Genomic DNA, 12580 nt, shown 5'->3' on the forward strand with positions numbered 1-12580 from the left:
CGAGCGTGGAGCCGGAAGTCACTGGCCAAGGCACGTGGTTGCTCGCTGCGTCTCACCCGAACACCTATTATGAACGCGATCATATTATCGCACACATAATGATCAACAGAGAGAATGAACTGGAGTGGCTTACGTCTCACCTTTCTCAGGAGGACCGACAGCTTCTCGTCCTCTATGGTCGCCGACGAGTCGGCAAAACCACGCTGGTGACCACTGCACTCAAGAATCTGAACGTGACGTCGATATACTATCTGTGTGACCAGCGTGGCTCGCGTCACAACGCGCGGCGTTTTGCGGTCCAGTGTGCCGAAGCGTTTGATGACGTTTCCCCAGATGTGGACGATTTCGCAGAGGCGTTTCAATATCTCGCGGATCGCGTCAACGGACCGTGCGTTATTGCACTAGACGAGTTTTCGTACCTCGTTGCAGATGATGAGACCATCCCGTCGGTGTTTCAGACGATCGTCGACGACGTCCTCGCTGAGACGGAGATCTCGCTCGTGCTGTTGGGATCGTCGATCTCGATGATGGAAGAGGGCGTATTGAGCTACGAGAGCCCACTGTACGGTCGCCGTACCGGACAGTGGGAGCTTGCGCCGTTGTCGTTCACAGACGTCCGTGCATTCTTTCCGAACGACGACATACAGACGCAGATCCAGATCTACAGTGTTTTGGGAGGTGTTCCTGCGTATCTCGAGCAGTTCGATACAGATCGGAGCCTCTTCGAGAACATCGAGCAGGCCATTCTCTCAAAAGGCGCGTTTCTCTATGAGGAGCCAGAATTCCTGCTTCGACAGGAGCTTCGTGAGCCTGCGACCTACATGGCGATCCTCGAAGCAATCGCCGGTGGTGCGACCCGCGTCACCGAGATCGCTACCGAGATCGACAAGGATGCAAGCAGTCTCTCCCGGTATCTCAAGAACCTCACACAGTTAGCGATCCTCGAGCAGGAGCACCCAGTTACAGATCCGGACGGTCGTGGACTCTATCACCTGACCGATGATTTCCTTCGGTTCTGGTTCCGGTACGTGGCACCGAATCAGGGAACGCTCGAGCAGGGACAGACCGAACCGGTCCGGGCGGCAATCGCCGAGACACTCCCGACACATACGAGTCGAACCTTCGAGACCGTGTGTCAACAGGCGGTTCAGACGTCTGCGTTTCCTGTGTCCTGCTCGCGTGTCGGTCGCTGGTGGTATGACGGTGAGGAGATCGATGTTGTCGGACTCAACCAACACACGGACACGCTGTTGCTCGGCGAGTGTAAGTGGACGTCAACGCCCGTCGGTCGCTCGTTATTCGATGAGCTCACAGCACTCGAGTCAGCGGTTCGATGGCACGGCGACGATCGGGACGTGAAGTATGTCCTCTTTTCGCGTGCCGGGTTCACCGACGAGCTGTGGGCCGTCGCCGACGAGCATCCCACGTTGTACCTGTATGGGTTGGACGAGCTCACTTCCCTGTTCGAGTGAACCACAATATCCCTACCCAGCGGCGCGGTGCCGTGGGAACCCTCGCGCTTCAGCACAGGGAGGATGTCAAGAGCCTGCGAATTGAACGATCACGCCACCGATATCTATATCAGTATGAAAAAAGTATGAATATGTATGCCCGAACACAAACGGAAAGTCGGAGAACGGGGACAGGTGACGATTCCGAAGGAACTACGGGATCGTCGTGGCATCGAAGGCGGTGATGAAGTTGAATTCGTTGAAGTGAATGACGAGATCATACTCAAACCGCCGACAGATGAGGAACGGCTTGCTGAAGGATATCGAAAGAGGGCCGAGCGGTCTCGTGAGTTGGCTGAAGAAATGGAAGAAGCATCCGCAGAAGCAACCGGGCATCTCGGTGACGCGCCCGGCTGGAGCGAGTGAATTCTGGAGTCAAGTGTGCAGGTACGCCGCGGCGACGTTGTCATCGTTGAACTGAATCCCACGAAAGGGAGCGAGCAGCAAGGAAAGAGCCGGCCCTGTATTGTCATCCAGAACGATGTTGGGAATCAGTACTCACCAACAACAATCATCGCTCCATTCACAAAGCAGTACATGTCCGGAGACACGTACCCGTTTGAAGTGGAAGTACTGGCTTCGGATACTGCACTCGATCACGATTCAGTGGCAGATCTTAGCCAAATCCGGGTTGTCGACATCGACGAACGTGTGAAAAAGAATATTGGATCTGTCCCGTCATCAGAGATGGCGAAAATCGACTCGGCAATCAAAGACAGCCTCGGCATTTGAGCGAAAATTTTCATCAGTATGTAGTTTAGGCTACACAATCGGCAACTATTCACCCGAAGTCGTAGTCGCTATCGTACGCATCATTTCCCGTTCGCTCAGGGACGTAACACGGGCCTCGACCAGCACCAACGACCACTGGTGACTCGATGTTGAGGCCACTCCGTCGGTACAACAGATCTGGCATCCCATCTCGAAGCTCGCTCACGCGGAGTTCTCTACAGATGAACAAGGCAAGTGCCTCGAACTCTGTAGAGATCTTTCCGAACACGGTCAGGCCCAGTCGTGGTTCTCCCAGCCCTCATAGTGCCTTAGACGGATCTTAATCTCGAAGCGCTCCCACTCACATTCGTGGTAGAGGACGTCGGCCAGCTGGCCGAAGTCGCTGTTGTCGAGTTCGATCCCTCGGTTCCCGCGGTTGGTGATATAGGGCTCAGAACGCAGATCGTCGCAGACGTCGCTGGCGGTAGGATAGTCACTCGACTCAATGGCCGCGACAGAGAGGAGATTCTCTTCGATGATGGGCGATCCCCAACGATGCTCGGCTACCATCGCTGCGAGGAGGGCACATTTCACTGACGGCTTGCGCATATCGCTCTCTTTTCGTGCCGTTCTGATAAGGGTACGTTAACGCGTGTTCACGTCTAGGGAAACCACTTTGTGTGTTGACCGGTAAAGTAGTAACATGAGCGAGTCACCGCCGAAGCACCCGGCAGTGGAGAAAGACACCAAAGAGGCCCGCTTAGAGAATCCGAGCGGCGTCCTCTATCTCTTCCAGCATGAGAGCGTCCCGATCCTCCTCGACGCCATCCTCACCCTTCCACCGGGGCGAGAATTCACCAAGACGGAACTCGCGGATCACGCTGGCGTGACCCGGCAGACGGTAAGCAAGTATACCGACCTCCTGCTGGAAACTGATATTGTCGAAGAGATCCCGAACTCGTCTCCTCGGCGGTACCGAGTCGCCAAAAGCAACGTCGTACAGGAACTTTTCGAGTTGAATAGTGCACTGAACGCGAGCGGCGAGTGAACGAGTCTGATCTGTAGCTGTTGACTTGGAGCGTTTCTAGAGGGCTCCCGAAACAGGATTCGGAGACATTCCAGGAGATACAAAGCTATGTTGGGGCGCTCATCAGGCACCACCAACAATTGATCGATATCAACAATCTTCCCGAGACTGTCGAGCCCGTCGACGAGCCCGATAGCACAGGAAACGGAACCGTCGTCAAAGAGAAGGTCACCTGTGGCGACGACAGCTGTACATGTACCAGCAAAAACAGGTAGACTCGGAGAACACGTCGCGGTGGTATCAATCGGGTATGTTCACGTCGCCAGGGACGAGAGAGAACCCAAGCGTCCGAAAATCGCCGTCAAAAGCGAAGACATGTTCGACGTCACGTTCGTCAGCGAGGACGCCAGTCGTATGGTCCACGAATGAGATCTGCTGGTCATCGTAGTTTGAAAACTGTGCTGCGGCGGTCGCAAACGTGTGGTTGCTGACCGGAACCACGTTCACGCTCTGTGAGTCGCGGATCGCAGTCAGTGCTCTCGTGGCGGTGTCGTGTCCTAGCTTATACAGCGCCAACGTTGCGAACTCGGAGAGCACAGCCTGAGATGTATATATCGGTCGGTAGGGGAACTCACCAGATCGAATCCCACCGAAAAGCCGGATCGCATCCGCGTGATGCGTATCATCTTCATCAGCTCGTGCGTAGAACGCGCCGGTATCGACGAACAGGGGCGTTGCACCCATCTCGCTCATGCCGACTCTTGCCCGTACAGGACATCATCGACGCGTTCGGAAATGTCCGACTCTCCCGACGCACCGGGTTCAAACTCCCAGAACGGATCGTCCGGATCGATCCCACGTACCGGCGCTCGATCATCGACGATCCACCACACGATCCGGCCTGCCGTCTCTCGGCTGGCGATCCGTCCCTGCTCTTCGAGCGTGTGAAGCTTTCGACGCGCGGTCTCCCGAGAGCAATCGAGCGCCTCAGCGATGTCCCCTGAGGTAACGGCAGGTCCCTTGACTCTCTCGAAGACATCGAATACAGCTTCGACCGTGACCGTCTCGGCGTATCGGCCGGAGTCCTCTCGTTCGTCCTTGCTCATACCACACATACTCTCTACGAGCAGATAGTCCTTGTGGTGTATCCAATACGGGAACGCCACACACGACTGAATTATGCTGAGAGAGTGAACGTCCCGGACTACGTCCACTCACCCGAAGTCGTAGTTGCTGTCGTACGCATTGACGTACTTTCCGTTCCCCGTCCGGTCGGAGACGTAACACAGGCCTCTTCCAGCACCGACGAACACCGGCGCCTCGACGTCGAGATCGCTGTGTCGTCTCAACAGATCTGGAATCCGATCTCGAAGCTCACTCACGCGTGGTTCCCGGCGGGTGTGTAGGGTTCCGGTGGGTGGCCGGTGTTCGGTCAACGGTGGGAGTGAGTCTTTGGACAAGTCACCGATGGTGCAGATGCGGATGTCGAGTCGTTGAGCGAGCATCCATGCTGGGGTGGTCACGCCCCAGGCGACGACCAAGACGAGCATTGCCCGAGCGAGTGCGGCTTGATGCGAGATGGCTTCGACGGCCTCACGGCCGACCAGGGTCGTCTGCCAGTCTTTGCATTCTGCGACGATGAAGTCGTCCGGCTCATCGCGTGGGGGGACTCGTCGGGCGATCACGTCGGTTTCGAGCCCGAAGAGATACTCGTTGCGCGCCGTGTGAGACCCCCCACTCTTCGAGGGCTTCAGCGACCGTCTTCTCGAGCCACCGCCCGTTTGTCGGATCGTGATTCAAAAGTATTCATGGAAGTAGATCGTTCGGGAGATACTGCGAGCAATCGACCGGGATCGCTTCCCATGCCGCCTGAATCGCTTGATACCCTGTCCAGCCTTCCCCTCGAAGCATCTCGCCACAGGCCTGACAAAACTCCGCTACAGTACACTTCCCTTCGTCTAGTGACTTCTCCCACGACTAAAGTCCTGTCTCTTACCCATAAGTCTCAGGAGTGCAGTTCGTATCCCTCCGCCCAGGTCTGAAGTTTCTTGAGACCTTTCCACATCGTCTCCCAACCAGGCGGTGGATCGGAACTTCGGTCAAGGTAGCCACCGATCTTCGCAACCGCAATTGCGTACGCTTGATCCCCATTGTCGGTCAATTCTGGAAATTTCGTTTCCAGAATTGACCGTTCAGTCTCGCTCAGGAGGACATCAGGTGAGTAGTATGTCTCTCCCCGAGCAAGTTCCCGCAACTCCAGCACCTTCCACGCAATTACCGAGTAGACACTCAACAAGACCTCCATACGTTCCCATGTTTCTAGCCGGCGTTCCTCGATTCGGCATCCAGTTTTCAGCACCTTGTGCCAGTCTTCGATCGTCCACCGGGCGCGGTAGGACTCTACCACCCTCAGCGAATCACTGAACGTATCGACCGATTCAGTGGTGAGTAACACCCACTGAATCGGGTCATCTTGTTCTCCAAGTTCGTCGATTCGTACGACGTTTACCTCAACTGGATCCGTATGAGTTGAATCGTTCTTTGGAGGGAGTAACTCACATGAACCGGCTTTGACGAGTAGCTCAGCTTCTCTGGCCTCTCTTCCGCTCCCTTGGTCAATCTCGATAGACGTGCGACCTTGTTCAAGAAGGTCTTCACTCCAGTCAATCAGACGGCCGTCCGTTCCGGACGGCGTCTGAATACACCGGTTCTGATTCGCACGGACGACGAATCCAGCGTCCAAGTCGTCTGTAACTTCGCGGTAGAAGGCAAATGCGTCAGCTCCTCGGTCGTGGATGAATATCGGCCGAACCTCCTCGGCAAGCCAGTCGCTGGCTTGTCTATCTCCCCGAATCCATTTTTCCTGTTCACTCTCTAATTCGACTGGATCGTTCTTTCCATTCGCATCGTGCTTCGTGCTGGCTTGCTGGTCCTCGATCAGCGATTGCTGATCGATGACCCCCGTCATGCGGTGAGTCTGTGGATCAAGTCCAATCGTCGAGTGAACTTTGACGCCTTCAAGATCTGTCTTGGAGTTGCCGATGTCGCCAAGCCCTTCCTTCGACGGATGTCTCGGAAAGACGAGTTCAGTGGTGTCGGAGACGACCAAGAGCTCGTCGTTGTCCTGCACTCGTGACCGTTGTGCTCGCTTATGTGCATCAAGAATCTCGTTCGGATCCACACGCTCGTTGTCGCAAAATCGGTACGTAGCCTTTGTGGAGGCCCAGTCTTCGCACGCGTTTGGGATCGACTCGGCAGGTGCCCTGCCGAGCCGATCTCCGACCTCTATCAATCGCTTCGTAAGCCGTTGGTCACCAAACTCAGCAGACTGGAACTCCTCACGAACCTTGCCAGAGACATCTGTCTCACATCGCTCACTCTCATCGTCTACGTCAGACCGCCGGTTCTGTGAACCACTCTGCATCTTGGCCTCTTTCTCGGCGAACTACAGCGATAGGAGTTGTGGGTAAGAGACAGGACTAAAGTCGTGGGCTTCCCTCACTGAGGGTTAGGCCCACGTCTTCTGGGGAGTTCGCAGGTTCCATCTCACCGTTGGTTCCCTTGAGTACGACCTGCGTTCCGGGCTGAGTCACAACAGCCCCCACCGTCGATAGCGGACTCTGAATGTTCTTACCGACGGCTCGTTTGCCGATGTTCGTCGCGCCATTCTTGTCGGCGTTATCGTCCAGTCCACAGTCGTGGCACTCGACACGCCCCTGCACTTCCCGCGATGTGTTCTGCGACCCACACCGCCAGCACGTCACAGAAGTGTCGTACTCGTTCACAGGGAGGCACTCTCGCCCGTCAAGATGGGCTTTGTACGTGAGGATGTTCGCCATCTTCGCGTATGGCATCTTGTGGATTTTGTCGTTCACGTACCGGCCCTCATCGTTGTCGAAACGCAATCCGGTCATATCGCCGAACACGATGACGGCGTTGCGCTCCCGAGCGCGGGCGACGAGGTCGTTTGCCACCTGATGCAGCTCGTGTTCGACCGTTCGCGACTCCTTATCACCGAGACGCTCGATGACCTGCGCTCCCGAACGTACCTTCGCCTTCCCGATGTTCTTCCGGAGTTGCTTGTAGTGTTCGCGGACGCGGCGGACTTCCGCACCGTGGAACTCCGTGTCGCGGTCGGAAAGGAACGTGCTGACAGCGATCCACTTCGCACCCATATCGACGGCGAGAACGTCACCGTATTCGTCTGCAACGGCCACAGACCGCTTGCAGACGAGATGGACATACCACTCGCCATCTCGATGAACCAGTTCCGAGTCGCGGATGTACTCGTCTTCGAGGAGGTGCGTGTCCTTCTCGGGGACGTAGACGGGAACCCAGATGCTATCCCCGCGTTCCTTCTCGGGGTTGTAGACGGGGAGTTTGAACCACAACGACGAGAGAACCGTGTCTTCGTCGTGTTCGATGGTGATGCAGTCGTTCCGGAGAACGACAGGCTGTTCGGTGTCTTCTCGCGGATTCTTGTTCGACCGAACTTTGCTCGCCTGTTGTTTGGTGGCGGAGTAGAGGTTCGTATCGTCGTCACCGTGAACGGCATCTTGGAACGCGCCGTACTCGCGTTCGATGAGTTTGGCTTTCCGCTCAGTGAGCGAGTGGAGTTTGACCCGTACCGTGGTGGTGACTTCTCGATGCATCGTTATCGTCCGGTCTGTGCTTCGATGTACTCTTCGATGGTCTGACTCGACACCTCTCCTGCTGAGGAGACGAAGTACGAACGTGTCCACAGCGTGGGGAGGCCGAAGTCGAACTCGTCGCGGAGGTTCCGCGAGGTGTAGCCCTTGACCTGCTGGATGATTTTGTTCGGGGCAAGTTTCGGGTTACCTGTGATGAACAGGTGTACGTGGTCGGGCTGGATTGCCAGGCGGAGGATATTGAGGTCAAGTTCGCCGGCTTTCTCTTCTACGAGTTGTTCAAGACGGTCGGCAACCTCGTCGGTCAGCACCGACTTGCGGTACTTCGGGCACCACACGAAGTGATAGTGGAGGTTGTGAACCGACGTTCGCTCTCGACTATACCCCCGTGGCATACGATTAGTTGACATCCTCCTCCGCCTGAAGGCGGAGGAATCCCGAGCGGTGGGAGTTTCAGATTTGCAACCATGGACGCCGCCACTTCACGGGAGTTCGCGTCTCACCCAGTCGTCGTGGTCGGTGGCTGTCTCGCCGTGCCAAGCGGCTGTTACTCCTATCCTCGGTGTCGGTGACTCCCATCTGTTGTTTTTGCCAGCAGGGAGTCGCTGACACGTCGACGGACTCAGAGTTATCGTGGCTTGCTCGGGCCGACGGGCACGAGGCAAATCCTTCAAGGGTTTGTGTTCACCACGTCGGCGTTTTCGGATACTGCCTCGTTACGTGGGCGGGCAGGCCGCCTCCGACGGTCGTTCGAAATCTGCTCTGTTCCGACCTGACCTTACCGGCGTATAGTGGTTCTTGTCACTTGAATGTATGTATTAGAAACTCGGACTGTGATATCAGTAGGATAGTTGGTTCCCTTGTTGTCGGATTCATCCTGCGGCTAAACCCGCAGGTATTCTCCTCGCTTCTCTATAACTGGATGGCGAATAGCATCATCCACCATCTTCACTTCTGGAACACGCCACTCGTATCAAGCTCCGCAGCCTCCTCAAAGGCCTCCCGCTCCCGCTTAATTTCTTCCAAGGAATCACCAAGAAGGATCTCTGCAACTTCTTCAGAAAGCTCTCCCTGCTTGTATTGTTGGTGGAGGGTGATCTTCTCTTCGTCCGAGAGGACTTCTCGGAGTTTCTCTTGAAGACCCTGTCGAGCAAGCTCACTAATGTTAATCCCACCAAGACGCATCTGATCGACAATTTGAGTCGCCTTCTTCTCGGTTTCCCCCCGGAACTGGATTTTGTCGTTGTTTGTGGCCATCTTACTCCATCTTTTCTTCCTACCGTAATATGTGTTGTGACGCGCCATCCATGTCAGTACAAATTCTCGCGTCACGAGCCGACTCACTGGATTCAAGGAGAAAGCCCCCACTTCAGCGTGGGGAGGATGTCAACAGAGCACAGGAAACAGAACCGTCATCAAAGGGAAGGTCACCTATGGTGACGACAGCTTTGACATCCTCCTCGCCGGAACCGGCGAGGCTTCCCGTCCCGCAGGTTGGATATTTGCCGATCTACGACACGACCGGTTTTCTCGTGTGAAACGTCCCGATCTCGCGGTCGAACAGGTGTACCGATGGCTGTGCCACACAGCCGTTACTCCTATCTTCGCCGTGAGAGTTATCGTCGATTTGAGTCCTGGTACGGGAGAGTTGTTAAATCGAATGCATCGTAGTGGCGGTCATACGTAAGGATATGATCGACCTCCAGTTTTTCCATGTGTGCAGCGACGACGAAGTCAGTGAACGAAGCGTCCAACTCTGTCCAGTCGATGAAAGTCGTCTTGGCATCACTGAGGACATCCCCTGAAACGGATTCAAATCTATAGACGGTACTCTCATCGAGCGTCTGTAGAAACGAGGTCGCATTCTTCATCGACGCCTTCTTTTTGAGCCGTGTCGCTGCCTCGTCGACGATATGATCGTTCACGATGAGTCGGCGATAGGGAAGGTCTCCGTCACGAACGAACGTCATGAACGCCCGTGAGACGGCGTGCATCTGATCACGGGGATTGAACAGCGCGTAGAGGAATTTCGGCCCAACAAATACTTCATGTCGAACGTGGCCCGGCCGGAAATGCTCGGCTGTGATCGTTCCGATCGGTGTCTCGATTGGGTCTGCCATTCGGGCTTAGGAGTTCGCAGACGGCTCATCAGCGAGCGTAAACGACTCGTCGCTACTGTCCCACTCGTCGACAAGGTCATCTTCGCTACGAGCATCTGTGTCTGCGGACTCCGGAAGTGAATCCACATCCAGTTCGTCAAGAACAGTAAATGCCCGATCGTTCGGATCAGCGCGTTGTTGGCGCTCGATCCACTCGAGTAGTGCTTCGTGGCCAGCTTCTTTGAGCGATAATCCGTGTTCCTCCGCGAACTCGCAGAAGCGTTCATACTCTCCTTCGTCTAATTCCGTCTGGACATGTTTCGTATCGCTGCTCATACAGAACCTGACCTATCTTCTTATAGAATCTCATGAAGCTAAAAATGTTCGCATGGATTATTTCATAGAACGGCTCATCTGAAGTCGTAGTCGCTGTCGTACGCGTTGACGTACGTTCCGTTTCCAGTTCGATCTGGGAGGTAGCATGGGCCTCGCCCAGCACCGACAAACACGGGTGCCTCGATGTCCAGTTCGCTGTGTCGTCCCAACAGATCCGGCATCCGATCTCGAAGCTCGCTCACGCGTGGCTCTCTGCGGGTGTGTAGGGTTCCGGTCGGGTGTGTAGGGTTCCGGTGGGCGGTCGATGGTCGGTCAACGGTAGAAGCGAATCTTTGGCGAGATCGTCGATCCCCTTGATGCTCCGTAACCAGTTCATCCGGCAGCTCGTCAGGCCTGAGCCGTTATCGACAACGTGCCACGAATGCCGCCACTGTGGATACAGCGTGGAGGAGACCACCGACGAGTGTCCGAAGTGTGACCCTCACGAGATTCCGACCTCCGATCTCGAGTGATCGCTGTATAGCTCACAGTTGGTAGGGAGGATTCAGAACATTATGTGTCAGTCAGATACTAACATGGCTCCGATTGTCACATAAGGTATGGCAGCCGTCAGTACCGTCGGCATCGAGGATCGCCTCGATGACTTCGATATTCGTCTTTTCGGCGTGACTCCCGATGGTGTAGATCTCATCGATATCGTCTTTCCGACAAACGGGATCGATCGCGGCACAGTGTCCGCGACGTAGATTCACTCGCGGACGTTCGAGCCGTCGCCGTAGACAGGAAGCGATTTGCCGGCGATGGCGTTTGAGATGAACTTCGGCATGAGCTGTTCAAGCTTTGGCGCGGCCCGAAGTTGTTCGAGAGACGCGTCAATACGCTCGCGTCCAATGAGGTGCTCAGAAGCTAGACAGCCAAATCGGATCTGCGTCTGTCGGGTCGAACGCGAGGAGTTCGATTCGAGCGACAGCGGCCCGTACCTCGCCACCCGTCATATCCTGCGGAGCAACGAACACCGAGACTGGAACGTCCTGATGACCGAAATCCTTCACGTCAGTCGAGAGCACTGCAAACCCATTTTCTTCCGCGTATTCGAGGAGCGCCGTGTCAGAAGCAGATGGGCCGAGCGCCCCCACGTTCCGACTGTACGAAACGTCGTGTCCGTCACCCCGGAGCGCAGAAACATACGGCTCTGGGACGTTCTCGTCGGCCAAGATCCGCACTGCTAGTCCGCCTCTTCTGCTGATTCGCCCCGGTCATTGGCGAGGCCGAGTCGTTCCCGGGTCCGCTGCTCGCCGTCCCGCCGCCGTCGTTCGGCGTCTCGTTCGTGCGCTTGGAACTCCTCGCGATGGTCGTAGTAGTACGAGAGCGCGTAGAAGACATCACTCACGGAGAGATCGTATTCGCCAGCGACGACGTGGGGGTCATCGTCGTTGTCCACGACGCGACGCTTAATATCAAGGACCGTGATCCGCGTCCCTTCAATACGCGGGGACCCCGACCGAGTGTCCTGATCGCTGACGATCGTCGTCATGCTGAATCGTAGGTTGGGACACGTCTTAAGCCCTTGGCAGGCGGGCTCACCGAGCTGAAACAGCCTGGCAAACGATCGCCGAGAACAGACCCTACGATCGAGATCCCGTCGTAGCTTTGGATGGTGTCATCGACGGCAGGACGCGGCTGTGCCCACCCACCCGAAGTCGTAGTCGCTGTCGTACGTATCGACGTACGCTCCGTTGCCCGTCCGGTTGAGGACGTAACACGGGTCTCGACCAACACTGATGAACACCGGTGACTCGACGTCGAGATCGGTGTGTCGTCCCAACAGATCCGGCATCCTATCTCGAAGTTGGCTCACGCGTGGTTCCCGGCGGGTGCGGAACGTGCCCGTGAGTGGTCGATGTTCGGTCAGCGGTGGGAGTGAGTCTTTGGTGAGGTCACCGATGGTGAGGATGCGGACGTCGAGGCGTTGCGCGAGCGACCATGCTGGGGTGGTGACGCCCCAGGCGACGACCAAGGCGGGCATTGCCCGAGCGAGCAGCGCTCGATGTGAGATGGCTTCGACGGCCTCACGGCCGACAAGCGTCGTCTGCCAGTCTTTGCATTCGGCGACGATGAAGTCGTCTGGCTCATCGCGTGGGGGGACTCGCCACCCGATCACGTCCGTTTCGAGCCCGAAGAGATACTCGTTGCGCGCCGTGTGATAGCCCCACTCTTCGAGTGGTTCAGTTATTTCCATGTCAAAAA

General features: G+C 56.2%; 18 protein-coding genes and 1 pseudogene. 5 read left to right on the forward strand and 14 right to left on the reverse strand.

The window, feature by feature from the left end; translation table 11 throughout:
- Window positions 1–98 precede the first annotated feature (98 nt).
- The 3 genes from JIN95_RS10250 to JIN95_RS10260 all read left to right on the forward strand — a co-directional run bounded on the left by JIN95_RS10250 (window position 99) and on the right by JIN95_RS10260 (window position 2243).
- Window positions 99–1472 (forward strand): ATP-binding protein, encoded by a 1374-nt coding sequence (locus JIN95_RS10250; protein ID WP_200531380.1) that lies wholly within the window; start codon window positions 99–101, stop codon window positions 1470–1472.
- 135 nt (window positions 1473–1607) lie between these two features.
- The gene (locus JIN95_RS10255; RefSeq protein WP_200531381.1) at window positions 1608–1877 is read left to right on the forward strand and encodes an AbrB/MazE/SpoVT family DNA-binding domain-containing protein; all 270 of its coding nucleotides are present in this window, start codon (window positions 1608–1610) and stop codon (window positions 1875–1877) included.
- A 15-nt stretch (window positions 1878–1892) separates the two neighbouring features.
- The gene (locus tag JIN95_RS10260; protein ID WP_200531382.1) at window positions 1893–2243 is read left to right on the forward strand and encodes a type II toxin-antitoxin system PemK/MazF family toxin; all 351 of its coding nucleotides are present in this window, start codon (window positions 1893–1895) and stop codon (window positions 2241–2243) included.
- Between the two features lie 270 nt (window positions 2244–2513).
- Here JIN95_RS10260 and JIN95_RS10265 read toward each other — a convergent pair whose 3' ends face one another.
- The gene (locus JIN95_RS10265) at window positions 2514–2831 is read right to left on the reverse strand and encodes a hypothetical protein (protein ID WP_200531383.1); all 318 of its coding nucleotides are present in this window, start codon (window positions 2829–2831) and stop codon (window positions 2514–2516) included.
- A gap of 94 nt (window positions 2832–2925) precedes the next feature.
- Between JIN95_RS10265 and JIN95_RS10270 the strand changes: the two genes are divergently transcribed.
- On the forward strand, window positions 2926–3270 hold the full coding sequence (locus JIN95_RS10270) for a helix-turn-helix domain-containing protein (protein ID WP_200531384.1): 345 nt from the start codon (window positions 2926–2928) through the stop codon (window positions 3268–3270).
- Between the two features lie 279 nt (window positions 3271–3549).
- Here JIN95_RS10270 and JIN95_RS10275 read toward each other — a convergent pair whose 3' ends face one another.
- The 10 genes and pseudogenes from JIN95_RS10275 to JIN95_RS10315 form a co-directional block, all read right to left on the reverse strand.
- Window positions 3550–4002 carry a PIN domain-containing protein gene (locus JIN95_RS10275; RefSeq protein ID WP_200531385.1) on the reverse strand — a complete coding sequence of 151 codons (453 nt, stop codon included), beginning with the start codon at window positions 4000–4002 and terminating at the stop codon, window positions 3550–3552.
- Complete coding sequence (locus JIN95_RS10280) at window positions 3999–4355, reverse strand: HTH domain-containing protein (protein ID WP_200531386.1); 357 nt, start codon at window positions 4353–4355, stop codon at window positions 3999–4001. Before JIN95_RS10280 ends, JIN95_RS10275 begins: the two co-directional genes overlap by 4 nt.
- A 108-nt stretch (window positions 4356–4463) precedes the next feature.
- Complete coding sequence (locus JIN95_RS10285; RefSeq protein WP_200531387.1) at window positions 4464–4799, reverse strand: hypothetical protein; 336 nt, start codon at window positions 4797–4799, stop codon at window positions 4464–4466.
- A gap of 455 nt (window positions 4800–5254) precedes the next feature.
- On the reverse strand, window positions 5255–6673 hold the full coding sequence (locus JIN95_RS10290) for an IS4 family transposase (RefSeq protein WP_200530274.1): 1419 nt from the start codon (window positions 6671–6673) through the stop codon (window positions 5255–5257).
- Between the two features lie 55 nt (window positions 6674–6728).
- Complete coding sequence (locus JIN95_RS10295; RefSeq protein ID WP_200531388.1) at window positions 6729–7901, reverse strand: RNA-guided endonuclease TnpB family protein; 1173 nt, start codon at window positions 7899–7901, stop codon at window positions 6729–6731.
- Between the two features lie 2 nt (window positions 7902–7903).
- A complete protein-coding gene (tnpA, locus tag JIN95_RS10300) occupies window positions 7904–8293 on the reverse strand; it encodes an IS200/IS605 family transposase (protein ID WP_200531389.1) in 390 nt (129 codons plus the stop codon).
- A 553-nt stretch (window positions 8294–8846) separates the two neighbouring features.
- Window positions 8847–9155 (reverse strand): hypothetical protein, encoded by a 309-nt coding sequence (locus JIN95_RS10305; RefSeq protein ID WP_200531390.1) that lies wholly within the window; start codon window positions 9153–9155, stop codon window positions 8847–8849.
- Window positions 9156–9408: 253 nt separating this feature from the next.
- A pseudogene (locus tag JIN95_RS16315) lies at window positions 9409–9534 on the reverse strand (RNA-guided endonuclease TnpB family protein); the annotation flags it as partial.
- Window positions 9515–10018, reverse strand: coding sequence for a type II toxin-antitoxin system VapC family toxin (locus JIN95_RS10310; protein WP_234699196.1), 504 nt, complete (start codon window positions 10016–10018; stop codon window positions 9515–9517). The pseudogene JIN95_RS16315 and the gene JIN95_RS10310, both read right to left, overlap by 20 nt.
- A 6-nt stretch (window positions 10019–10024) precedes the next feature.
- A complete protein-coding gene (locus tag JIN95_RS10315) occupies window positions 10025–10333 on the reverse strand; it encodes a hypothetical protein (RefSeq protein ID WP_200531391.1) in 309 nt (102 codons plus the stop codon).
- A 599-nt stretch (window positions 10334–10932) separates the two neighbouring features.
- On the opposite strand from JIN95_RS10315, the gene JIN95_RS10320 reads away from it, so the two are divergent.
- Window positions 10933–11079 (forward strand): hypothetical protein, encoded by a 147-nt coding sequence (locus JIN95_RS10320; RefSeq protein WP_200531392.1) that lies wholly within the window; start codon window positions 10933–10935, stop codon window positions 11077–11079.
- Window positions 11080–11232: 153 nt separating this feature from the next.
- Here JIN95_RS10320 and JIN95_RS10325 read toward each other — a convergent pair whose 3' ends face one another.
- The 3 genes from JIN95_RS10325 to JIN95_RS10335 all read right to left on the reverse strand — a co-directional run bounded on the left by JIN95_RS10325 (window position 11233) and on the right by JIN95_RS10335 (window position 12572).
- Window positions 11233–11556, reverse strand: coding sequence for a DUF5615 family PIN-like protein (locus JIN95_RS10325; RefSeq protein ID WP_200531393.1), 324 nt, complete (start codon window positions 11554–11556; stop codon window positions 11233–11235).
- A 2-nt stretch (window positions 11557–11558) separates the two neighbouring features.
- Window positions 11559–11867: a DUF433 domain-containing protein gene (locus JIN95_RS10330; RefSeq protein WP_095636222.1), complete on the reverse strand. Its 309-nt coding sequence runs from the start codon at window positions 11865–11867 to the stop codon at window positions 11559–11561.
- A gap of 126 nt (window positions 11868–11993) precedes the next feature.
- Window positions 11994–12572, reverse strand: coding sequence for a hypothetical protein (locus tag JIN95_RS10335; protein ID WP_200531394.1), 579 nt, complete (start codon window positions 12570–12572; stop codon window positions 11994–11996).
- Window positions 12573–12580: the final 8 nt, after the last annotated feature.

It is taken from the genome of Halorubrum sp. LN27, from assembly GCF_016635065.1.
In the GTDB taxonomy this organism is placed as follows: Archaea; Halobacteriota; Halobacteria; order Halobacteriales; family Haloferacaceae; genus Halorubrum; species Halorubrum salipaludis.

Excerpts from the sequence above, each read along its gene's own strand:
- JIN95_RS10250 (WP_200531380.1), top strand. The coding sequence starts at position 99 with ATGATCAACAGAGAGAATGAACTGGAGTGGCTTACGTCTCACCTTTCT.
- JIN95_RS10255 (WP_200531381.1), top strand. The coding sequence starts at position 1,608 with ATGCCCGAACACAAACGGAAAGTCGGAGAACGGGGACAGGTGACGATT.
- JIN95_RS10265 (WP_200531383.1), bottom strand. The coding sequence starts at position 2,831 with ATGCGCAAGCCGTCAGTGAAATGTGCCCTCCTCGCAGCGATGGTAGCC.
- JIN95_RS10270 (WP_200531384.1), top strand. The coding sequence starts at position 2,926 with ATGAGCGAGTCACCGCCGAAGCACCCGGCAGTGGAGAAAGACACCAAA.
- JIN95_RS10275 (WP_200531385.1), bottom strand. The coding sequence starts at position 4,002 with ATGAGCGAGATGGGTGCAACGCCCCTGTTCGTCGATACCGGCGCGTTC.
- JIN95_RS10280 (WP_200531386.1), bottom strand. The coding sequence starts at position 4,355 with ATGAGCAAGGACGAACGAGAGGACTCCGGCCGATACGCCGAGACGGTC.
- JIN95_RS10285 (WP_200531387.1), bottom strand. The coding sequence starts at position 4,799 with ATGCTCGTCTTGGTCGTCGCCTGGGGCGTGACCACCCCAGCATGGATG.
- JIN95_RS10290 (WP_200530274.1), bottom strand. The coding sequence starts at position 6,673 with ATGCAGAGTGGTTCACAGAACCGGCGGTCTGACGTAGACGATGAGAGT.
- JIN95_RS10295 (WP_200531388.1), bottom strand. The coding sequence starts at position 7,901 with ATGCATCGAGAAGTCACCACCACGGTACGGGTCAAACTCCACTCGCTC.
- tnpA (WP_200531389.1), bottom strand. The coding sequence starts at position 8,293 with ATGCCACGGGGGTATAGTCGAGAGCGAACGTCGGTTCACAACCTCCAC.
- JIN95_RS10305 (WP_200531390.1), bottom strand. The coding sequence starts at position 9,155 with ATGGCCACAAACAACGACAAAATCCAGTTCCGGGGGGAAACCGAGAAG.
- JIN95_RS10310 (WP_234699196.1), bottom strand. The coding sequence starts at position 10,018 with ATGGCAGACCCAATCGAGACACCGATCGGAACGATCACAGCCGAGCAT.
- JIN95_RS10315 (WP_200531391.1), bottom strand. The coding sequence starts at position 10,333 with ATGAGCAGCGATACGAAACATGTCCAGACGGAATTAGACGAAGGAGAG.
- JIN95_RS10320 (WP_200531392.1), top strand. The coding sequence starts at position 10,933 with ATGGCAGCCGTCAGTACCGTCGGCATCGAGGATCGCCTCGATGACTTC.
- JIN95_RS10330 (WP_095636222.1), bottom strand. The coding sequence starts at position 11,867 with ATGACGACGATCGTCAGCGATCAGGACACTCGGTCGGGGTCCCCGCGT.
- JIN95_RS10335 (WP_200531394.1), bottom strand. The coding sequence starts at position 12,572 with ATGGAAATAACTGAACCACTCGAAGAGTGGGGCTATCACACGGCGCGC.